The organism is Mycoplasma sp. 6934 (assembly GCF_055523595.1).
Genome location: NZ_JBVFVE010000001.1, coordinates 34,671 through 57,651 on the forward strand (window position 1 = coordinate 34,671; position 22,981 = coordinate 57,651).

Genomic DNA, 22,981 nt, shown 5'->3' on the forward strand with positions numbered 1-22,981 from the left:
TGACATTGTTTTTGTCTGCCTTGTAATAAAATAGTTGTATTAATAATTTTTAAAAAATGAAAGGAGACTTTAAAATTATATGAAAAATTTAGAAAAATATATTTGTGTTTTTGACAAATATCGAAAAGAAAATAAATATCAACATTTTAAAATCGAAGAGAATTACAACACTATCTTGAAGATGCAAGGAGCTCTTGAGTCGCATCGAAAATTACGAGCAAACCAAATCGATCTAGAACAACTTTATAATATTTTACAAGAACTTTATGAAGGCTTCTCAATCCAAGAAGTAGCCAAGATTTTTGATAGAGACATTCGAAGTATAAAAAGTAAAATCCAAATTATTACAAATCGCAGACCACTTAGTTTAGATAAACAAAATCGCTATGTTTGTCCTAAGTGTTCAAAAAGAGTAATGCGGGTTAAAACCCTTAATTTTACCAAGCTATACGAACATTTATCAGGCTATTCGTTTTCGCGACTCTTTTTTGTAAGTGATACAATTAAAGAGAAATGAAAGGCCTACAGAAAATATTGGTATAGTGAGCTTAATACATACAATAAAAATAGAAATAAAAAGAATTTGCAGCAAAAAGAAGTTAAGAAATCAGTTACCTATCTTGTGAATTCTTTTAAAAAATTATCCCCTGATGAATTTGCTCCCTCACCTAGTACAATTTATAAAATAATTAAAAAATACCCTTATTTCCTTGATTTTGACCATATTGTTAAAAAATCTGAAGGCAAATATGGCATTAGGAAGAAAAAACAAACCAAACCTAAACTGGGAAATTTTTTTCGGACGGTTTTACCTTCCCCAACCATACCATTTGGCTAAGCCAAACGGAATGCTTTTGGAAGGTTTTTTATCTTATTCTTTTATAATTATATCAGTTTATAAATTCTTTGATTTTTTGTGATAATTCAATAAAAGTAAGCCTTTTACAGGTTTGATCAAAATTTGGAAAAATCTCGCTTTTAAGAATTGAAAAGAAATATTCAATTTCACGGTTGTCTAGACTGTTGCCAATTCTTGACATTGATATTTTACCTTTTAGCAATTCTATTTTTTTAGTATATTCAACAGACGAATAAGCAGATCCATGGTCAGAATGTAAAATAAAATTTTTTTTGAATTTTGTATTACTGATATTATTTAAAATTAGTTCAGTATCATTTCTAAGAGATAATTCATAGGTCACAAACTTAGTTTTATGGTCGATAATTGCGGATAAATAAATATGATTTTGCTCAATGTCTTTTGGTGCTGGTATGTAGGTCACGTCTGTTGCATATATATTATTGTTGATTGAATTATAATCTCGTTTTACTAAATCAGGCACTTTAACACAAGTATTTTTAGATTCTTTGTTTTTACGTTTTTGTCTAACAAATGTTTTTAAATTAAGTTTTTTCATATAATTCCCAAGGGTTCTAGGATTTATTTGAATATTATATTCTTGGAAAATATATTTAGCAAGCCTCCTTCGTCCATACCTTTCTTTATTTTCGACAAAACTTTTAAAAATTATTTCTTTGTGTTTGACATTTATCTCTTTAGCTTTGTTGTTATCTTTCAATTTCTCATAATATGTGGATCTTGCTATTAAAAAAATTTTTGCCTTGTATTTTGATGAAAGATTTTCAATTTCTTTAATATTTTTAATATCTGCATCAATATTATTTTCATTAAAAATTCGATAGTAGTATTTTATAACTGCATCTTTTTCATCATCTTTAAGAGTATTAATTCATGTATAATCGAGAACTTTCTTTTTCTTTCTCCCAACACCTTTATCTTTCTTGGGTGATTTACCGCTTTGTGATTCTATGTTCATATTTAAATTATACAGTTTTCTTTTCTTTAACATATTTTTCATTGATTCTTTATTTCAGTATGCTTTTCTGATGTCAAAACAGAAATTTTCAAATTCTGCTTTGGTTATTCCCAGGTTCAAGTATTTATCATATAAGTCAAAAATTTTAACTCATTCTTTAGTCGTTAAATGTCTCATAAATACCTCTTTTTCTCTATATTAAAAATATTCGGATTTTAAACATGGACAGCAAAATTTAACATTTTAGTTATTTATAATTCCATAGCAAATTGCTGTGGAGTTTTTCAGTTTAAGTTTGATTGAATTCGGTCATTGTTGTACCAAATTACATATTCTTGTATCATATCATTAAGTTCATTAAATGTTATTTTTGAATAATCTAAATCATTTAATAATTCAGTTTTAATGATTCCAAACCAATATTCAATTTCTCGATTATCAAGAGAATTTCCCACTCTTGATAACGAAATAATCCCACCAAGATTTTTAACTTCTTTAATATATTGATGATGTGTATATTGAAAGCCATGATCTGAGTGAATGATAAAATTTTTGGATTTGTATTGCTTTAATGAATTTAAATTGTCTAAAACTAGTTCTAGATTATTACTTTTTGATAATTTAAAACCAATAATTTGTTTAGTTTTATGAGACAAAATTGCAGACAAATAAACGTGTGATTCTAACACATCTTTTGGCGCTTTTATATATGAAACATCAGTTGCATAAATATTTCGATTGTTTTGATCATTATAATCACGATTTACGAAGTTATCAATCTGAGTAGATAGATTTTTAATTTCTTTTCGTTTTGATTTTTGTCTAAGCTTACATTTTAGGCCTAAAAGGTTCATATATCTCCCTAAAGAACGTTCGTTTATATCTATTTTGTATTTTTTAGATATGTAAACACTTAGTTTTAACCTTCCATATCTTGACTTTGTTTCTGCGAACGATTTTTCGATTACATCACTATATTTAGGGAGTTTTTGTGCAATTTTAATATTTTGAGTTTTAGAAATTGTTTGTCTAGAAATGCCAAAAACTTCTGCAAGCTTAACATAACTTATACTAAAACTTTTAGATTCAATAACTTTCTTACTTTTAGGTAATTCGTTGGTAATTTCATAATATCTTTTAGCTATTTGTAACAAATCATCACGATCAAAAATATCTCAATTTGGTTCTCTTTTCGTCTTAGGTTTGCCGCTTCCTTTTTTACGGTTTTCACCTTTCTTTGTCTGCAATAAGTCTTCCATACCTAAATTATAATACTTAATTATTTTATTAATTCTAACTTTTACACTATTTCTTTGTAAGTTTTTTGTTTCTGGTGATATTTGGTAAATAGCCCGAAAAGCACCTGGGAAACCTGACTTTTGATATTCTTCATATATTTTTGCAAATTCTTCTTTCTTTAAATGTCTTGACATAATTTATCCTTTCAAAAAAATTCTTCGTTGGTACCAACGAATGGTAACAGAAAAGCTAACATTTACATGTTAACTTTTCTGTCCGGATTTATTTTGAACACGGCCATTTTGAATTAGACACCGTTATTGGCAAAATCAATGACGCATATTGTATTGTAACCATAATTGAACGGCAAAGCAGAAAGTCTTATGCTATGCTTTCAAAACGCAACTCCAAAGCTACAAAACAAACTCTTATCAAACTAATCAAGAAACATAACTTAGACATTAAAACTTTAACAGTTGATAATGGTAGTGAAAATGTCTTATTGCACCAGGTCATTCCAACTGAAAGATTATTTAAATGCCAACCATATAGTTCATGACAAAAAGGTTCAATAGAAAATATGCACCGCTTAATTAGGTATTACATTCCCAAAGGAAAAAGTCTAGATAAATACTCTCAGCAAGAAATTGATTATATGATGAAAAAAATAAATAACTATCGACAAGTTGTCCGGCAATATAAGATAACCTAAAATTTTTTTAATCCCCCGCCTTTGATTGCAATCAAAGGAGCCTTTACTTTTGACAAAAGTAAGCAAAACCGACGAGAAAACACTGCCGTGTTTTCTGTTTTCGCATACATTTTTTATGTAAAATTTATGTTAAAATTAAAACGCAATTATTTTGTTAATATCTCGCAAGTGACTTTTCCAAAAAACACTACTTAAATTATACATAATTTCATATTTTCTTAGAAATATTTTTATATAATAATACTTTAATTTTATAAAATAATCCTATTCAAAAGTGAATAGGATTATTTTGTCCCAAATAAACGATCCCCAGCATCTCCAAGTCCAGGGATTATATATCCTTTGTTATTTAATTCTTTGTCAAGTGCTGCAACAAATATCTTAACATCTTTATGTTTGTTGTGAATAACATCTGTTCCACATTTAGATGCTATTAAATTAACAACAATGATATCTCTAAATCCATCATCTTTTAATTTTTGAATCGCTATTTCTAAAGATGCCCCTGTAGCAAGCATTGGATCAAGTAAAATAACTTTTGCATTTTTGCTTATTTCTGGTAATTTGTATAAATATTCTTTAATATTTCCATTAGTGTTGCGGTATAAACCTATATGACCAATTTTAGCATGAGGTAATAGTTCACTAAAGCCCTGAACCATACCAAGGCCTGCCCGTAATATTGGAATTAATAAAATAGGTTGATGATATGAATTAGCTTCAAATTCAGTATTTGTTCCACTAATTTTTTGAGTTTTAGTTGTTATATAATCTTGCATAACTGGGTATACAAGCAAACGTGACAAATCATGCATAATTGATCTAAAATGTGTATGATTTGTTTCTATGTTTCTTAGTTGATCTATTTTAATATTAATAATAGGATGGTTTATAACTTTTAACATAAATTTGTATCCTTTTGTATTATTATACCATTAATCATATATAATAATATATATAATAGTATGAATTTGAATTTATATTAATAAGGAGAATAAATGAAAAAAATAAATAAAAAATTTCTATTAATGAATAGCGCTGTTTTAAGTGCATTTGGTTTTCTTGTTTTAACAAGTTGTACAAGTGAACCATTAGTACCGCCAAATAATGATACACCTAATCCTCCTGATAATGGTGGTGGATCTAATCTTCGAGAAGTTGATCCAAATATTTTTAAAACACAACTCCCTACATTACAATCTGTAAAAGAATATGTAAATGGGAAAAGTTTTGAAGAATTATTTAAAGTTAATGGTTCTTTTATTGATTCAAGTAATTTTAAACAACAATTAACAAGCAAACAATTTAGTGATCAACTTGCTTCTAATGAACTTGAAGTTTCGCTTAAAGAAGCTCATTCAGACAAGTTTTTCTTTGTAAATGCAGTGTCGCTTGAACAAAATACAGTTAGATTAATCTTTAGTTATAGAGATACTGAAGAATATTTTAATTTTGAAGTATCTGGTTTTAAAGCTGAAAATAATTTTATAATTCAACAGCGAAGCGCCTCACAATCTGAGTGAGGTAAATATGTTAGTTCTACACAAAAACAAAGATATGAAAAGGACATGGAACAATACGACCAAGGTCTTGCGAGAAATTCCCAATTAAGAGAAACAAATATAAAAACTAGCGATAAGCAAAAGTTTGATCTTAAAGCTAATGAAGTAGGAGTGCCAACTTATGATAGATCTAATCGTTTAGGAATGACAATTCCTGAATATGATGAGGCTGGAAATTTTATAGGTTTAAATATGCAAAAAGCTGAGGCACCAAAAACTTATTCGTGGGTAGATGGATACAACAAGGAAACATTTAAAAATATTGGTTTAGCCAGAACTATTACTAATGAACAATATGCAACGATGGCAACTCAAACATATCAATTTAAACTAACCAATTGATCTGTTTCTATTAATGAACAAGAAAGAAACTTAGCAAAAGAAATCTTAAAAAATGATGATAAATTAGTTCACAATTTATTTGAAAAAATAAAAGATTCTGCGAAAAAACAAGAGCTAAAAGATAAACTAGACAGAAATATTAAGACCCCTGGTGTTGTCGATGAATTAATTTCCCAAGGTTGAAATCAAATATTAGCTGAAAATTCAGATTATCAACAAGCTTCTTCCTTGTATGATGAATATATTATTGGTCGCCAAAATCTTATTTTAGACAAAATGAATAATACCGCAGGATTAAGCGAAAAAACAAAAGCAAATATTACTAAAAGAGTTAAAGAAACAACTAACTTTAGACACTTGGAAAATTGATACCGTAGTGTTACACCTCGTGCAGGTACGGCATGAATAATTGACCATGAATTAGCCCCTCAAGGTCAATATCCTAAGAAATTTTATTTTGCAACTAATTTACACGTACTTGACGGAATGGATAAAGATAATTTTGAAAATTTCCAATTAACTGTTTTAAATGAAAACAACCCATCACTTTATCAAAAATTGGAAACTGTACCTCATGATGATAGATATGTATCATTAGATTTTGCTGGAAATAATAAACTTTCACTAAAACGTATTTTTGATGGTCGTGATTATTTACAAAAAGACCCATCTGACTTTTTAGCCGATAAAACATTTGATAAAAAAGAATTCATTGACTTTGCAGTATTCGAAGTTGATTTTAGCAAAACCAACTTCACCGAAGAACAAATTAGAAGTATTACTAATAATTATGCAGATAAAAATGATAAAAAAATATCTTTTGTTAATTATGATTATTTACATAACTACAAAAAAATTGACATACCTTTATCATTAAATAAAAATGAATTACAAAAATTACGTGAATATGACAGTTTGTTTGCACTTGGTTATCCGCAAACTCAAGCAAATGGATTTTTTGACTTCTTTTTAGATAAATATGAAGATGAAGTATTAATTGCAAATGCAAAAAATACTTATAGCTTGTGAACTAATGCTTCATACGATCTTTACAAAAAGCCTGGCCCAACTAATGATGAAGCATCTAAATTAAATTATGAATTAGGATACGGACTATCATATGCACTAGGTTATCGTACTTTTATTGACAAACCAGGCATTGTGGATCAATTTTTAAATGCACCACTATCTGGTGCTGGCGCTTATCGTTCTTCGGATGATGGTAAAGAATATGTTGCTATGAATCTAGGATATATGCCAAGACGTTTTGCTCCCGGTGGTGGCGCATCAGGTTCTTCAGTTAGAAACCAGGAAAATAAACTCGTTGGAATTTTCCATAGTGTAAATCAATCAGCATTAACAGGAATTGCCGCAGCTTTTAGATCAGAAGGGTTTAATTACCAAGAACTTTATGGTTCATACAACTTGCCACAGTATGATGTTATTTATGGAGGCGGGAAGGATCAAAAAGTAGGTAAATCATACCGTGAGGCATTATTAAAAGAAAATCCAAATCTTAAAACACACCTATTCCCTAATGGACTTAATACAATTCCTGAAGAATTTAAATTTAAAAATAGCTAAAAGAAAAAAACTACAAGGAAACTTGTAGTTTTTTGATATAAATTTGCAACAAAATTATTTAATAATTTTTGTTACTGAACCAGCACCAACTGTACGTCCACCTTCACGAATTGAGAATTTTGTTCCTTCTTCAACTGCGATAGGAGCGATTAATTTAACTTTTAAGTTAACGTTTTCACCTGGAATAACCATTTCACGTCCAGCTTCGAATTCAACTCCACCAGTAACGTCTGTTGTACGGAAGTAGAATTGTGGTTTATAGTTTTTGAAGAATGGAGTGTGACGCCCTCCTTCTTCTTTTTTAAGAACATAAATAGCTGCTTCGAATTCTGTGTGAGGGATAATTGAACCAGTTTTTGCTAAAACTTGACCACGTTCAATTTCATCACGGTTTACACCACGAAGTAATAATCCTGCATTATCACCAGCCAATGCTTCTTTAAGGTTTTTACGGAACATTTCAATTCCTGTAACAACTGTTTTTTTAGTAGCTTTAAGTCCAACGATTTCAACTTCATCGTTTAATTTTAAAGTTCCACGTTCTACACGTCCTGTTGCAACAGTTCCACGTCCTGTAATTGTGAAAACGTCTTCAACAGCCATTAAGAATGGTTTTTCAAATTCTTTAACTGGAGTTTCTATGTATGTATCTACAGCATCCATTAATTCCATAATTTTTTCTTCATATTTAGCATTTCCAGCTAAAGCTTCTGAAGCTGATCCACGGATAATTGGAGCATTATCTCCATCAAATCCATATTCTGAAAGAAGACCACGAATTTCTAATTCAACTAATTCGATCATTTCTTCTTCACCTTCTAACATATCAACTTTGTTTAAGAAAACAACGATACGAGGAACACCAACTTGTTTAGATAAAAGAATGTGTTCACGAGTTTGAGGCATAGGTCCATCTGTTGCAGCAACAACTAAGATAGCCCCATCCATTTGAGCAGCACCGGTAATCATGTTTTTAACGTAGTCAGCGTGACCTGGACAGTCTACGTGAGCATAGTGACGTTTTTCAGTTTGATATTCGATGTGTGAGGTGTTAATTGTAATCCCACGTGCTCTTTCTTCTGGTGCATTATCAATAGAAGCATAATCACGAGCTTCTGATAATCCTTTTTTAGCTAAAACTGTAGCAATAGCAGCAGTTAATGTTGTTTTACCGTGGTCAACATGCCCAATAGTACCAACGTTAACGTGTTCTTTACTACGGTCAAAATCTAATTTTGCCATTTTTTATTCCTTTCTGAAATTTGTATTTATTTTGTTATATATAATTTTTATTAATGTATGTTTTAGCGCTAAAACCAACCTTAGTCTAGTCTTACACCTAGATCCTGTCCATAATTTTTAGTATATTGATTTACTAAAATATTATTATTAGCGTTAATTTTAATACTAGTATTGCTTAATGTATTTATTAAGTTATATGTAATTATACCAGAAAAAAATTAGAATAAAAACAGCTAAAAATTACTAAAAATTTAATGGTTTAAATATCTAGTTTTTAGTATTAAAAAAATGAATTTATTATTTGTACCTTAGCAAATTTTTAGTCTTTAATTGCTTTTTTATTTATTAATATTTTAAAATTCGGTAAAATATTTATACATATAGATTTAGTTGAAGTTATCTATATGTTGTTTTATATCACAAAATTCAAGGAGAAAATATGAATAAATCAAATTTTGACGACAAAAAATATTTAGACAAATTGCACGCTTGATGGAGAGCAGCTAACTATTTATCTGTTGGTCAAATGTACTTAAGAAAAAACCCATTATTATTAGAAGAACTAAAACCAGAAGATATCAAAATGTACCCAATTGGGCACTGAGGAACAATTCCTGGACAAAACTTAATTTATGCACACTTAAACCGTGTTATTAATAAATATGACTTAGAAATGTTTTACATCGAAGGTCCTGGACATGGTGGACAAGTTATGATTTCTAACTCATACTTAGATGGAAGTTATACAGAATTATTCCCAGAAATCACAAAGGACTTAGATGGTCTTACTAAAATGTTCAAAAGATTCTCATTCCCTGGTGGAACAGCATCACATGCGGCACCAGAAACTCCAGGTTCAATTCACGAAGGTGGTGAATTAGGATATGCACTTTCACATGCTACAGGAGCTATTTTGGACAACCCAGATATTATTGCGGCTACTGTTATTGGAGATGGAGAAGCTGAAACTGGTCCATTAGCTGCAGGATGATTTGCAACATCATTTATCAACCCAGTTAACGATGGTGCTGTATTACCAATTTTACACATAAATGGTGGTAAAATTTCAAACCCAACTATTTTTGCAAGAAAATCTAACAAAGAAATTGAAAGCATGTTAGCCGGGTATGGTTGGGAAGCTATTTTTGTAGAAGCTGATGTTAATGATCAAGTCAGCATTCACGAGCAAATGGCTAAGAAATTTGACTTAGCTATTGAAAAAATTAAAAAAATTCAAGCAGAAGCTAGATTAAAACCAGCTGAAGAAGCTAAAAAACCGATTTGACCTGCTCTTATTGTAAGAACACCTAAAGGTTGAACACAACCAAACAAGATCAATGGCTTAACTTATGAAGGAAGTTTTAGAGCTCACCAAGTTCCCTTGCCTGTTACATCAGAAAACCCAAAAATGATGGATGAATTAAAGACATGATTAATGTCATATCATCCACATGAATTATTTAATAAAGATGGTTCATTTAAACAAGAATTTGCCGAAATTGCTCCTAAAGGTTTGAAGAGAATGGGAATGCACCCAGTTGCAAATGGTGGTGTTAATCCTACACTTCTTAACTTTGGAAATTGAGAAGATTTTGCTCTTAAATTTTCAAAACCAGGAGAAATTAAAGGACAAGACATGGTTACAGCTGGGACATGATTTGCAGACATGATCAAACGTAACCCAACTAACTTCCGTGCTTTTGGACCTGATGAAACTAAATCAAACAGACTATTTGATATTTTCAAAGTAACAAATAGACAATGAATGGAAAAAATTGATCCAGAATTAGATGAATTTTTAAGTCCTGCTGGTAGATTAATTGATTCACAATTATCTGAACACCAAGCAGAGGGATTCTTAGAAGGTTATGTATTAACTGGACGTCACGGATTCTTTGCTTCATATGAATCATTTTTAAGAGTAGTTGACTCAATGCTTACTCAACACATGAAATGAGTTGTTAAAGCTCGTAAAATTGATTGAAGAAAAGATTACCCTTCATTAAATATTATTGCCACTTCAACAGCATTCCAACAAGATCATAATGGTTATACACACCAAGATCCTGGTATCTTAGGACACTTAGCTGATAAACGTCCAGAATTAATTCGTGAATACTTACCAGCTGACTCTAATACTTTATTAGCTGTCCTAGATAAAGCATTTAGAGAAAGAGATGTTATTAACTTAATTGTTGCTTCTAAACAACCTCGTGAACAATTTTACTCAGTTGCAGAAGCTAAAGAATTAGTTGAAAGAGGTTATAAAGTTATTGATTGAGCTTCAACTACAAAACCTGGTGAAGAACCAGATTTAGTTGTGGTGGCATCAGGTACTGAACCAAACTTAGAAGCTTTAGCATCTATTTCAATTCTTAACAAACATTTCCCAGATCTTAAAATTAGATTTGTTAATGTAGTTGATTTATTAAAATTAAGACACCAAAGCATCGATCCTCGTGGATTATCTGACGCTGAATTCAATAGTGTATTTACAACAAATAAACCTATTGTATTTGCATTCCACGGATTTGAAGGACTTATTAGAGATATCTTCTTCTCACGTCAAAACCACAACTTATTTATTCATGGTTACAGAGAACATGGTGATATTACAACATCATTTGATATTCGTTTAATGTCAGAAATGGACAGATTCCACATTTCTCAAACTGCTGCTCAAGCTGTGTATGGTGAAGCTGCAAAAGACTTTGTTAACTTAATGGAACAAAAAGTTGCTTACCACAATAAATATATTAAAGAAGTTGGTATTGATATTGATGAAGTTAGATACTGAAAATGGGAAGGTCTTAACAGAAAATAAATATAATAAAAAAACTATCCATATAATTTGGATAGTTTTTATATAATTATTATTAGATTAGGAGAATAATGAAACATACAATTAAAAATATTACCGTTGAAGGTAATGAATGAATTAAGATTCAAAATGAATCATTAAAGTTTTTAGAAAATCAAAAGCAAAAAGTTAACCAACAAGCAATTTTAGACTTTGCATCAAATGGATATATTCAAGTTGCTATTAATAACGAATTTCATGCTTTATCTCAAAAAGTTAATGATTATGTATTTTATTTTAGACCAATGGTTATTAACAAAACTGTTGATATCAACAAACTTAGCTTTGACTTTAAATCATATTATATAGATAAAGATGACCTAAAAGACTTTACAAATGATGCATACAAAATGCTTCCGTTTAATTTAAGACCAAATTATCAACTAGAAATTGCATCATTTACTGAGCAATATATTACCAACTTTAAATTTAGAAAACCAAAAGATGATGGGTCAGAAATTGAACATAGCGATGTGGTTGTGTTGGAGGTGAAAGACGTTAAAAATAATTCAACTCAACATTTTGAAATTATTGCTTCAAAAGATGTTCCGCAAGAAAACCTTGAATATGTTATTTTAACTAAGAAAAATGGTGAAACATTTACTTTTGCACCTAACCCCGAATTCAACTTAGAAATTAATGTTAAACAAGTATTTAAAATGGTTCAAGAGCCAATTACAGACTTAAATGCATCAAAAATAGGGATTGAGAATATCAATACCTTAAAAGATGTTAAAGAATTTATCCATGATTCATTAATGGAACAAATTGTTAGTGAAGCTTTATTTGAATATGGTTGAAGAGTAATTGATAGCATTCGTCAAGCTAACAAAGAAATTGAATTACCTGAAGAATTAATTCAAAGTGATATTGAAGCATTTAATTTTGCTCCAGATTTTACGGGTAACAAATACGAAATTGTTAAAAATTCAATTTTAAATTACTTTTGGTTTAATTATGTTGCAAAAGTGTTTGAAATGAGCATCACGAATGAAGAATTAGATTATGAGATTAAGAGAGTGCAATCATTTTTAAATAATCCAAATAATAATCAAGTTGATGTGAGGCGTGCAGCTGATGCTGTGTTAATGAAAAAATTAGCGCATAAATTATTAAAAGAACAAAACAACGCTTTTATTCCTACTTTTGAAAAATATATTATCTTCCAAGACAAAAAACAAGAAAAGTAAAAAAAATATTTATTATTAAATAGTATTTAAATTTTACAAATAATAAAACCTAGCAGAAAAGGATTTTCTGCTAGGTTTTAAATTATCTAAATATTTTTCCTAGTTTAATTAATTTTTGTGTTTTGAAAAGTGTTGATACTTATTTATTTTTTTATGTTTATCTTTGGGTAACATTATGCACATAGTAAATTCACCTTTAATTGTCTCTAGACTAGATAAATATTTAATTAAATTAGAGGGGTTATCAATAAATCAATTTTCATGAATTTTTGTTAATTCTTTAACTAAGGATACTTTAATTGAATCGTTAAAGACAGCATAAAGATCTTGTAATACGTTTAATAATTTATGAGGCGAAACAAAGTAAATATAGGTATGATTAAACTCTTTAATTAAAGTTTGAAAATCCTTAATTCTTTGGGCGGTTTTATCTTTGACAAAACCTAAAAAAGTAAAAGTATTACTAAAACCTGAACCGACAAAAGCTAAGATTGGAGCACTTACACCTGGAATAAATTCTACAGGAATATTTTCATCTCTTGCAAATGTAATAATACTAAAACCTGGGTCAGAAACTGCTGGCATTCCTGCATCAGAAACAATTGCTACATTTTTTCCATCTTGAACTAATTCAACTATTTTTGTTACAGATTTGGATTCTGTAAAAGCATTATTGATAATTAATTTTTTATTAGTTATTTGAAACTTATCAAGTAATTTCTGTGTAACTCTAGTATCTTCGCAAGCAATTACATCAACAAATTTTAATGTCTCAAGCGCCCTTAATGTTATGTCATTTAAATTACCAATGGGGGTGCCCACAATATAAATCTTAGTCATTTACTTCTCCTAATTTTAATAATAAAACTTGTTTCTGAATTTTAAAATTAGCATTTAGTTTTAAAGATTGAAAGAAGTTATTTATATCTTTAATTCAATTACCAACCCTTGGATATGAATTTCACAAATCTTTTTTTAAATTGTTTAGTTGCATAATATATTTGTTTTTATTAAAGTTAGAGTTGTCTTGAGTTCCTAAAATTGCATACTTTAAAATATTTAAAATAAATTTATTTTTATTATGGTTTTCTTTGGATAAATCTTCATTTAAATCTAAATATAGCAAACTAAATTTAGATTTATTTTTAATAATATTTTTAAGTGTTTTAGTGTATTTTAAAAATAAATCTTCATAGTCTTGTGAACTATATTCATGGATTAATTTTTGATCATAATTTGAAAAAGATTTTGCAATTACACTAAAACCATCATTAGTATATATTTCATCATTGTCAGTTTCTAATTGAAGTAATTGTGCCCTTGATAAAATTGTTGGTAATAGTTCTTTTGGTTTTTTGGAAAAAAGAAAAAAAACAATATTGTCAGAAGGCTCTTCAATTTCTTTTAAAATCTTATTTAATGACTCTTTTTGAGTATTTTCTAAGTTTTCAATAATAGCTATTTTATATTTATATTTTGAATCAATGTTATTAAGTATCAAATTATTAAAAAAAGATTCTATTGTATCTTTTTTTAGTTTGTCAATACTTCCATCTAAATAGTAAATATTTGGGAATAAAGACTGTAGATCCAAGTTTTCTAGATTTGTATCAGGTAATTCCTGGTCATTTAATATAAAAATAAGCTTTGCAATTTGCACTTTTGTATTAAAGATTTTCTTAGTATCAAATATGTATAAGTGTGCTAGTTTATTTTGTGCTATAAGTTTATTAATTTTTTGATAAATATTTTGCATAATTAATTATTGATAAAATCAAGGAACTTTTGATTCTTGTTAAGTTTTTCAAAAATTTCATCACAAACTTCTTCAGGAGAGTTCAACCCATTTACCACTATAAAACGCTTTGGCTCTTCATTAATTAAGTGTTTAAATCCTTGATCAACTTTATGATGAAATTCCAGTTTTTCATTTTCCAAGCGATCTTCAAAAAGTCTTGAGCTATCTCTCCGTTTTTTAGCGTCCTCAGGAGTTATATCTAAAAAAATTGTAATATCAGGAATTGACTTATTGATTATAAGATTTGTTAAATCCTTGGTAAATTGATACCCTAAATCACGTGCAAAACCTTGATATGCATAAAAACTATCAATGTAACGGTCACAAACAACTATTTTACCTTGTTCTAAAGACGGCCAAACCACTTTTTCTAAGTGAATTCTGCGACTTGTTGAATAAAGCATAGCCTCAACCACAGGAGATAGATCGCTACTTGGATCTAATATAATTTCACGGAGTTTTTCTGCAACTACAAGATCTTTGCCACCTGGTTCCCTTGTTTCTATTATTTCTTTAGTTGGAAAGAATTCTCTAAGTTTTTTAGAGAATTCTTTAAGTACTGTAGTTTTACCACTACCATCTAAACCTTCAAATGTAATAAACATATCTTATTCCTTTATTCAATTGTTTTTTTACGATTTGCTAAAGATAATTTCAAGGTTAATTCATCAATATAATCAACTGAAGAACCAACTGGTAAACCCACAGCTAGTTCAGTTATTTTTTGATTCACAGTTTCAATAAAGTTCTTTAGCACATGTTTGGTGATTTCACCATCCATATTGGGAGAAAGCCCAAGGATGATTTCATCAAAGTTTTGTGAGTATTCGACTAATTCATTAATTAAATTTTGTTCTTTTTTAATAATGTATTCTGAAAGCAACTTTTTACGAAATACAAAATATTTGCCTTTATAAAACTTTGCTTTTTCAATTTTTTGCATAATTTGCAATGATTCAACAATTAGTAATTTATTTTCTCTATCATAACTATTACAAATTTCGCAAGATTGTTTATCAAATAATGGTGCAGTGCACATTTTGCAATAAACAACATCATATTTTAATGATTTTAATGAGTTTGCTAATAAATTAACATCTTGTTCAGAAGATTCTAAAATTCAGTAAATAATTCTTTCTGCAGTTTTTTTACTAATTCCAGGAAGTTTTGTTAATTTAAGAAGTGTATCAGTAATTTTTTCTGAATGAAACATTATTAAAATGGAAAGCCACCAGGCATTGCAGGAGTCATATCATCTTGTTGTTTTTTAATTTCATCCATTAATTCATTAAGTGCAACAACAAGAAGATCTTGAAGTAGTTCCTTGTCATCTGGATCAATTAACATATCATCTAATTCAATATTTTTAATTTCGTTATTTCCAAATGCAGTTATTTTAATTCCTTGTTTTTCAATAACAAACTCTTTTGCTGCTAACTGTGCTTGTTTGTCTTCTAATTCTTTTTGTAAGTTTTTAAATTTCTTTAATAATTCTGGGTTCATATTTATTCCTTTTTATTTCCTTGGGTTAATATAAATTTCTGGTTGAGGCTCTTTTAAACTAGCTGGCAATTTAATTTTGCCATCAGCCCCTTTTAGTGCATTAATTTTTTTAATTATAATACTTTTATCTGATGCATTTAAGAAATATAGTTTTTTAAATGTGTCTTGTAATATTTCAGAAATGTAATATTGCATATTATGGTCTTTGCTTTGTAAACGTAGTTTCTCAAGGTAAGATAATTCATCTTGAACAAAAAAGACAATTGCATTTTTACTAGCAATCCAAATAGTCGCATTTTTAAGTAAGTTTTTTTGTTCGTAAAACTCTTGATTTACTACTGTAGAGATCATTTCTGCATCTTGTTTTAATTTAGTATATTTTTGTGTGTAATCCTGTTTTTGTTGATGTTTTTCAAATTGAGCATACAGAAAAACATTAACAATATCATTATAAGTTGTCTCATCATAGATTATTGGATTTGAAGGTTTGAAATTTGTTGAATTATTTTTTTGATTATTGAGTTCTTCTAAAACATCATTGATTATGGCTTGTGATTCAGGAGTGATTGTTTTTGTTTCTTGTCCTAAGTCTAGTTTCCTAAAAATAAATTTGTCGTTAAAGTAATTATCACCACTCACTTGTGCAAAAAAGTCTTGGTGGTCAGATTTTGTATTATGTTCTATAACAGGCTCTAATTTTGGTTTTATTACTTCTTTAGGCGGTAGATCAGTTTTAGGGGCGACTTCTGGAATTATAGTTGTGCTTGGATTTAAATTATCCATTAATGAAATAAATTCAATTTGTAATAATTCATATGGATTTTCGTGATTTTGTAAATTTACTAGTAATTTATAAAAATGATCATATAAAATAACTGCATTTTTTGAATCTAAGGTAATGCTAAGTATTTGAGTTTTAGAGGCTCAAGCTAAAAAACCTTCATCTTTTGTTTTGTAGTATAACAATCATTCTTTAGAAATATTCATTAATGCACGAACGAGATAAGAAGCATCTGATCCATTATTGTTAAATTCATTGAGTAATCTAATAAGATTATTTAAATCATGTTTTAAAATAGCATTAAGCAAGGTTATGTAATTATCAATGGATGAAAGTCCAAAATTAGATTCAAGCGCAACTGGGCTAATGTGGTTATCATTAAAAGAACTTGCTTGATCTGCGATTGATAAAGCATCCCTCATGCCACCAGTAGCTAAAAGAGCAATCATTTTTAACGAATCTTCTTCATAACTTATTTTTTCATTGTCTAAAACATCTTTTAAATGAGATATAATGTTTGAATCACTCATGCGTTTAAAATTGTATCTTTGGACCCTTGAAAGAATTGTTAAAGGTATTTTTTGAGGATCGGTTGTAGCTAAGATAAAAATGCTATGATGCGGAGGTTCTTCAAGTGTTTTTAATAAAGCATTAAATGCAAATTTAGTAAGCATATGCACTTCGTCAATAATATAAATTTTATATTTTGAATTAATTGGTGATTGCTCAATTTTATCTTTTAATAATCTTATTTCATCAACACCATTATTTGAAGCAGCATCCATTTCAATAATGTCAAAACTGCGATCACTATCAATTAGGCATAAATCGCAGGCCTTAGTTGGATTACCACTATGCAAACAATTTAAAACAGAAGCAAATATTTTTGCTAATGAAGTTTTTCCAGTTCCTTTTGGACCACAAAATAAATAAGCATGGGCTATTTTACCGTTCGCAAGAGCATTTTTTAAACTTTGTACAACGTGTTCTTGACCTACAACTTGCTCAAAAGTTTTAGGACGATATTTGCGATATAATGTTTTATAACTATCCATTAATTAACCTCCATTTCTTAAAAATCTATATTAATTATAATTTAAAAAGTTTTTAATTTTTTGGTTTTTTTATTTTTTCTAAAGGGATTATTATGAAATCTATAAATGCCCAGAAACAGGCAATTTTATTGAAAATTATATTATTCATATAAGTATTTTGTTGTTTATGGAATTATAAAAACTCATGTCGCTTTTGTAGCGCAAATGAGTTTTTCAAATTAATTTTAATAATATTATTTAAATTCTTGGGTATATTAGAGGTTTATATTATTATAGTAACAATACCATAAAAGACTACCAGCAACAGATGTAAATAAAACTTAAATAATTTAGGCAATTGATTCAGGTGCATTTGTATGATGATAATCTAATAAAGATATTTACTATTAGATTATCGCATTGTATTATCTAATAAACTTTGTTTGTTGAGATAAAGAATTTTTTTATTTTGTTTTTTTAGTAAATTATTTATCATATCATTTGGTCATTGTTTTAATGTATTCAAATGGATCATGTGAATCTTTATTATATTTGATTGGAGTATTAAAAGCAACATTTTTGTTTTTAGCAATTTTAAAAACAGCCCATGAAGTAATTCGGGTCATAGAATCAGGCAATCCTGAAGAACGGCTAGCTAGAATCACATTGATTAATATATTATCATTAGTATAAAATGGAACAATTTTTGTGGCTCACCATTCCTCATTAATGTCATGTTTATTTTCAAGAATATATAAATCATTATTATTTAATACATTTGTTATATCTTTATTTTTTTAAATATATTTGTTCAAACATTTCTTTTATTTCTGTATCAGTCATATTTACATCAGTTTTGTTGTAAAGTTCTTTTCATCTATCAATGATAATATTCTTAAATTCATAAATATTGGTTATTTTGACAAATTGGTTATAGACTAAGTTAATACCCTTAAAATAATTCTCGTTAAACCTAGATATATTATAACTTTCATTAATTTGGTCTATATCTTTAGTTAACAATTAGGATTCAGGGATAAAAGGTGCTATTTTACTTCTTTAAAATTCAATAATCTATCCCTATAATATTCATATTGTTTTTGTCTAAGATTTATTTCAGCTGGTAAGCCCTTAGTTAAATCGTTTGTTAAGTCAGAGAAATTATCTAGGATCTCAACAATTTTGTTTTGAATTTGAAGAGGAGGGAGAGGTATCAAAACATTTTCCATTAATTTTTTTAAAACATTAAACCTAGTTACACCTGACGAAGTTTTGATTAATTGCTTACGTACATTTGTAGATCTAAACAAATGTTTGAGAAAATTTGGATTAAATAACTCTTTATTATTTAATCTAAAGATAAAACAAAAACTATTTAAATAATAATCTCCAATTAGTTCTTGCGTTACAACTGAAGACATAGCTACTTCATCTTTGATTTCACTAGAACCAGTAAAGATCACATCTAAGTATTCTAATTTTCTTTGCTTATCATTTGGCAGTATTTTTACCTTATTAGTTAAATCAAAATTTACAGCTGGATTTTTAAAAACATTCATATATGTTATAAAATTAGCATTACCATTTTTAAAGTCGTCTTTGGTTTTACCTGTTAGTCCACCATAAAATTTACCTAATTCTTTAAGTGTTTTAGATCTAATTAAAGAATTTAAAAACATATTCCCAAAGACATATTCAAATAATTTGGTTAATCCTGAATTATCTTCTCTCTCTCTCTCTCTCTCAATATCATTAATATTAAATGATAACAAGAGATCCCTATAATATTCATATTGTTTTTGTCTTAAAGATATTTCAGAAGGCAATCCAATTTTGAGATCATGACAAATTTGCTCGAAATTGTCTAATACTTCAGCAATGCGGTTTTGGACTGGAAGAGGTGGAAGGGGAATTTGAATTCCAGCCATAACATTGCTCATTAGTTTGGCATTACCCATTCCGATATTTACATGTTCTTTTGTACGGATGGATAATGCATAATATAGGTATTTTATATTATCATTAGTTTTAAGGTCTAATAATCCACAAATATTAGTAATATTAAATTTACCATTACGATAAAATACTGTTCCGGCATGTGCTCCGTCTGTGGTCCAGGTAATATATTCTCCATCGTATTGGTACGTATTAATTTTGCCTAGTTCACCGTTATTTTCGGTTTGTGATGAATATACTGGATATTCTCCAGGGTTATCTCTAATATAATCTTTAGAGATAACGATTCCTCTGCTTAATTTGAATAATTCATCAATTCTTTTATACTCAACCTTAACTTTTGATTCATCAAAAGTTAATAATTTATCTCTGTAATACTCATATTGTTGCTTACGGTATTTAAGTTCTGTTGTAAGTTCTGTGAAATTATCAAGAATTTTCACAATTTCATCTTGGATCGCGCGGGGCGGTGTTGGTATTTCAAAGTTTTGTAATATAGGTAATGTTATATATGGTATTGCAGAATTTTTTATCTGTTTATTTGAAATGTATTGTTTAAAGTAAGTTAATAAGTAATACTTTATAAATTTTGGAGATATTTCATTAAAATTAAATAAAACATATGTTCTTTGTTCGGCATTAAACTTACCGTCATAATATTTTATATTTCCAACATTTACACCATTACCACTAATGATAATTGCCTCAGTATCAAAAGCATATTTATCAATTTTAAACGTTTGCATGTTACATGTAAAAAATGGATATTGGCCATTTTCATTTTTCTGCCCAGTTTTCAATTTACCTGTTGTTATTGAACACAACTCTTTTAGCAGTCTATACTCAATACCACCTGGACATAATTCTTTAATTAACTTCTCAATTTTATTCATATTGTTTACCTCAATATATAATAAATTAATTTTAACAGAAAATATTTTATATCTAATATACTTGAAAAGATTAAGAATATGCAAAAAACTTATCTATTATAAATCTTCACTAATAATCTTATATATTTTAAATGCTTAATATTAGGGACTAAAAACCTCAAACTAAAAATAAAGCTCATTCATATTTGTGAGCTTTATTTTTTAGGTATTAAGCTGATGCTTCAGCGTTTCTTTGTTGTCTTCTTACGTCTCTAGCGTGTTCTTTAGCTAATTTTTGTCTTCTTTTTTCAAGACGTAATTTATTTTTTAATCTTACGATTTTACGCATAATATGCTCCTTGTTCTATCTACATTTTTTATTATTTTATAATATTTTTAAAATTTACTTAAAAATATTTTTTATTTATTCAATTCCATTCTTATTTTTGAAATTTAATTTAATTGGACAACCATCAAAATTAAATGATTGTCTAAGTTGATTTTCTAGAAATCTTTCATAAGAAAAATGAACAAACTTATTATTATTTACAAAAAAGGTAAAGGTTGGAATTTTGGCAAGCTCTTTACGGGCGTAATATATATTTAAACGTCCACCATTAAAGGGCTGTGCTGGTTGAATGCTTTGGGTTTCTAAAATAAGAGTGGATAATAATGAAGGTTTAATATCTCTTTCTAGGTTTGCCCTAACTTCGGTTAGTTTATCACCAAGCTTATTTATTCTTTGGTTGTATTTAGCAGAAATAAATATAATTGGTACTCAAGGGACAAAATGAAATTTTTCACGCAGTTTTTTTTCGTATTGAGCCATTGTATTAGTTTCTTTTTTAATTAAGTCTCATTTATTAATCACAATAATAATTGGTTTATTATGATCTAAAGCATAACCAATTATTCTTGAGTCAAAATGAGATATTTCAGGCTGAGTTGCATCAATTACTACAAGTGAAAGATCTGATTCCATTAAAGAGTTCATAGCCCTTAATAAAGCATAGTGATCAACACTTTCGACTAATTTAGATTTCTTTGTAATTCCAGCTGTATCAATAACCCTATAGCTTGTGCCATTGATATCTACAATTGATTTAACACTATCTCTTGTAGTTCCGGGTATTTCGGACACAATTGAACGGTTTTCATTTGTTAAATTATTAAGAAGTGAACTTTTGCCAGCATTAGGTTTACCAATAATTGCTAGACTAAATAATTCTTGATCATCAGGTTCAGAAAAATCTAAATACTTCATACAAGCATCTAAAACTGAACCGACACCTTCACCATGTAATGCAGAAATAGGAAAGATTTCATCAACGCCTAGTGCATATCAACCATAATCAAAATCTTGGTTTGCTTCTAATTTATTGGCAACGGCAATTATGGGTTTGTTACTTTTTCTTAAAGTATTCATGATGAAAAGTTCATCATTTGAAATTTCAGTTCTTCCATCAAAAATAAATAAAATTACATCAGCTTCTTCAATTGCAATTTTAGCTTGAATTTGAATTTGTTGTTGAAATGGTTTATTTTCAATTTCGATCCCACCAGTATCAATTAATTTTATTTGTTCACCAGATCATGAAATTGTTTCGTATAAGCGATCCCTGGTTACACCTGGTTCATCGTATACAATTGAAATCTTTTTACCTATAATACGATTAAATAAAGTGCTTTTACCAACATTTGGTTTTCCAATTATTGCTACTGTATTTTTCATTAGTTAATTGTTTTACTTTCTACAATTTTTAAAATTACATTAAGTAATTCTTCGAGTGTTAAATTTGTACAATCTATAAAGGTAGAATCATGAGTTTTATGCAAAGGATCTATTTCACGATTCATATCTTGTTCATCACGTTTTTGAATATCTAACAAGATTTCATTAAAATTAACATTATACATGAGCTCTCGGTTTTGTTCCATGCGACGGTGAGCTCTTTCTTCGGCGGAAGCTCAGAGAAAAATTTTAACTTCGGCATGAGGCATAATTTTAAAGGTAGTATCCCTACCATCAATAATATAACCTTTATTTTGATTTGTAATGGTTTTTATTTGATTCACTACATAATTACGAACTTCTGGTATTTTAGCTATATTTGGTGTTACTTGCGAAATATAATCTGCTCTTAGTTTAGTTGAAACATCAACTCCATATAGCTGCACTTTATCATTTTCTAGTAATTTAATCATTCCGTTTTCTAAGGTTTTGATTACATTTTGTGCATCACGAGTATCAATACCCTTATCAATAACATTTTTAGTAATTGCCCTATAGATGCTTCCGCTGTTTATAAAAGTATAGCCCAAGATTTTTGCTAATTCCTTTGCTACAGTGGATTTGCCTACACCACTAGGGCCATCAATTGCAATATTTACTTTCATCTATTCTCCTATTTCTTGGTTATATTATATATAACTTTTTTTAGTTTGGCAAAATTAAACTGGGAAATTTT

The 22,981-nt window shown here is 28.5% G+C and carries 20 protein-coding genes; 5 read left to right on the forward strand and 15 right to left on the reverse strand.

Annotated features, from left to right (window positions below):
• Positions 1-79: 79 nt before the first annotated feature.
• Positions 80-838, forward strand: coding sequence for a hypothetical protein (locus AC0B4S_RS00180; protein WP_465101125.1), 759 nt, complete (start codon positions 80-82; stop codon positions 836-838).
• Positions 839-866: 28 nt separating this feature from the next.
• Here AC0B4S_RS00180 and AC0B4S_RS00185 read toward each other — a convergent pair whose 3' ends face one another.
• Both AC0B4S_RS00185 and AC0B4S_RS00190 read right to left on the reverse strand, forming a co-directional pair.
• On the reverse strand, positions 867-2,015 hold the full coding sequence (locus tag AC0B4S_RS00185; protein WP_465101126.1) for an IS3 family transposase: 1,149 nt from the start codon (positions 2,013-2,015) through the stop codon (positions 867-869).
• A gap of 74 nt (positions 2,016-2,089) precedes the next feature.
• Positions 2,090-3,271: an IS3 family transposase gene (locus AC0B4S_RS00190; protein ID WP_465101127.1), complete on the reverse strand. Its 1,182-nt coding sequence runs from the start codon at positions 3,269-3,271 to the stop codon at positions 2,090-2,092.
• Positions 3,272-3,357: 86 nt separating this feature from the next.
• On the opposite strand from AC0B4S_RS00190, the gene AC0B4S_RS00195 reads away from it, so the two are divergent.
• The gene (locus AC0B4S_RS00195; RefSeq protein ID WP_465101881.1) at positions 3,358-3,789 is read left to right on the forward strand and encodes an IS30 family transposase; all 432 of its coding nucleotides are present in this window, start codon (positions 3,358-3,360) and stop codon (positions 3,787-3,789) included.
• A 284-nt stretch (positions 3,790-4,073) separates the two neighbouring features.
• Here the strand turns inward: AC0B4S_RS00195 and upp are convergent, their stop codons facing one another.
• Positions 4,074-4,694 carry a uracil phosphoribosyltransferase gene (gene upp / locus AC0B4S_RS00200; protein ID WP_465101128.1) on the reverse strand — a complete coding sequence of 207 codons (621 nt, stop codon included), beginning with the start codon at positions 4,692-4,694 and terminating at the stop codon, positions 4,074-4,076.
• A 93-nt stretch (positions 4,695-4,787) separates the two neighbouring features.
• Here upp and mip point away from each other — a divergent pair, with 93 nt between their 5' ends.
• Entirely contained in the window at positions 4,788-7,277 is a 2,490-nt protein-coding gene (gene mip, locus AC0B4S_RS00205) for an Ig-specific serine endopeptidase MIP (protein ID WP_465101129.1), read from the forward strand.
• Between the two features lie 54 nt (positions 7,278-7,331).
• Here mip and tuf read toward each other — a convergent pair whose 3' ends face one another.
• A complete protein-coding gene (gene tuf, locus AC0B4S_RS00210; RefSeq protein WP_465101130.1) occupies positions 7,332-8,519 on the reverse strand; it encodes an elongation factor Tu in 1,188 nt (395 codons plus the stop codon).
• A 439-nt stretch (positions 8,520-8,958) separates the two neighbouring features.
• Between tuf and AC0B4S_RS00215 the strand changes: the two genes are divergently transcribed.
• Together AC0B4S_RS00215 and AC0B4S_RS00220 are read left to right on the forward strand one after the other, a co-directional pair.
• A complete protein-coding gene (locus AC0B4S_RS00215) occupies positions 8,959-11,343 on the forward strand; it encodes a phosphoketolase family protein (RefSeq protein ID WP_465101131.1) in 2,385 nt (794 codons plus the stop codon).
• 68 nt (positions 11,344-11,411) lie between these two features.
• A complete protein-coding gene (locus tag AC0B4S_RS00220) occupies positions 11,412-12,569 on the forward strand; it encodes a trigger factor-related chaperone (protein ID WP_465101132.1) in 1,158 nt (385 codons plus the stop codon).
• 108 nt (positions 12,570-12,677) lie between these two features.
• Here AC0B4S_RS00220 and rsmI read toward each other — a convergent pair whose 3' ends face one another.
• The 11 genes from rsmI to cmk all read right to left on the reverse strand — a co-directional run bounded on the left by rsmI (position 12,678) and on the right by cmk (position 22,910).
• Positions 12,678-13,409, reverse strand: coding sequence for a 16S rRNA (cytidine(1402)-2'-O)-methyltransferase (rsmI, locus tag AC0B4S_RS00225; protein WP_465101133.1), 732 nt, complete (start codon positions 13,407-13,409; stop codon positions 12,678-12,680).
• The gene (locus tag AC0B4S_RS00230; RefSeq protein ID WP_465101134.1) at positions 13,402-14,325 is read right to left on the reverse strand and encodes a hypothetical protein; all 924 of its coding nucleotides are present in this window, start codon (positions 14,323-14,325) and stop codon (positions 13,402-13,404) included. Before AC0B4S_RS00230 ends, rsmI begins: the two co-directional genes overlap by 8 nt.
• Positions 14,326-14,327: 2 nt before the next feature.
• Positions 14,328-14,972, reverse strand: coding sequence for a dTMP kinase (gene tmk, locus AC0B4S_RS00235; RefSeq protein ID WP_465101135.1), 645 nt, complete (start codon positions 14,970-14,972; stop codon positions 14,328-14,330).
• A gap of 11 nt (positions 14,973-14,983) precedes the next feature.
• Positions 14,984-15,580: a hypothetical protein gene (locus AC0B4S_RS00240; protein ID WP_465101136.1), complete on the reverse strand. Its 597-nt coding sequence runs from the start codon at positions 15,578-15,580 to the stop codon at positions 14,984-14,986.
• Positions 15,581-15,582: 2 nt separating this feature from the next.
• On the reverse strand, positions 15,583-15,870 hold the full coding sequence (locus tag AC0B4S_RS00245; RefSeq protein ID WP_465101137.1) for a YbaB/EbfC family nucleoid-associated protein: 288 nt from the start codon (positions 15,868-15,870) through the stop codon (positions 15,583-15,585).
• 12 nt (positions 15,871-15,882) lie between these two features.
• A complete protein-coding gene (gene dnaX / locus AC0B4S_RS00250; RefSeq protein WP_465101138.1) occupies positions 15,883-17,706 on the reverse strand; it encodes a DNA polymerase III subunit gamma/tau in 1,824 nt (607 codons plus the stop codon).
• A 464-nt stretch (positions 17,707-18,170) separates the two neighbouring features.
• Positions 18,171-18,350, reverse strand: a complete 180-nt coding sequence (locus tag AC0B4S_RS00255) for a hypothetical protein (RefSeq protein WP_465101139.1) — start codon at positions 18,348-18,350, stop codon at positions 18,171-18,173.
• Between the two features lie 124 nt (positions 18,351-18,474).
• On the reverse strand, positions 18,475-18,708 hold the full coding sequence (locus AC0B4S_RS00260; protein ID WP_465101140.1) for a hypothetical protein: 234 nt from the start codon (positions 18,706-18,708) through the stop codon (positions 18,475-18,477).
• Between the two features lie 23 nt (positions 18,709-18,731).
• Positions 18,732-20,534, reverse strand: a complete 1,803-nt coding sequence (locus tag AC0B4S_RS00265; protein ID WP_465101141.1) for a restriction endonuclease subunit S — start codon at positions 20,532-20,534, stop codon at positions 18,732-18,734.
• A 403-nt stretch (positions 20,535-20,937) separates the two neighbouring features.
• Positions 20,938-22,245: a ribosome biogenesis GTPase Der gene (gene der, locus AC0B4S_RS00270; protein WP_465101142.1), complete on the reverse strand. Its 1,308-nt coding sequence runs from the start codon at positions 22,243-22,245 to the stop codon at positions 20,938-20,940.
• On the reverse strand, positions 22,245-22,910 hold the full coding sequence (gene cmk, locus AC0B4S_RS00275) for a (d)CMP kinase (protein WP_465101143.1): 666 nt from the start codon (positions 22,908-22,910) through the stop codon (positions 22,245-22,247). The genes der and cmk overlap by 1 nt, the downstream gene beginning before the upstream one ends.
• Positions 22,911-22,981 lie beyond the last annotated feature (71 nt).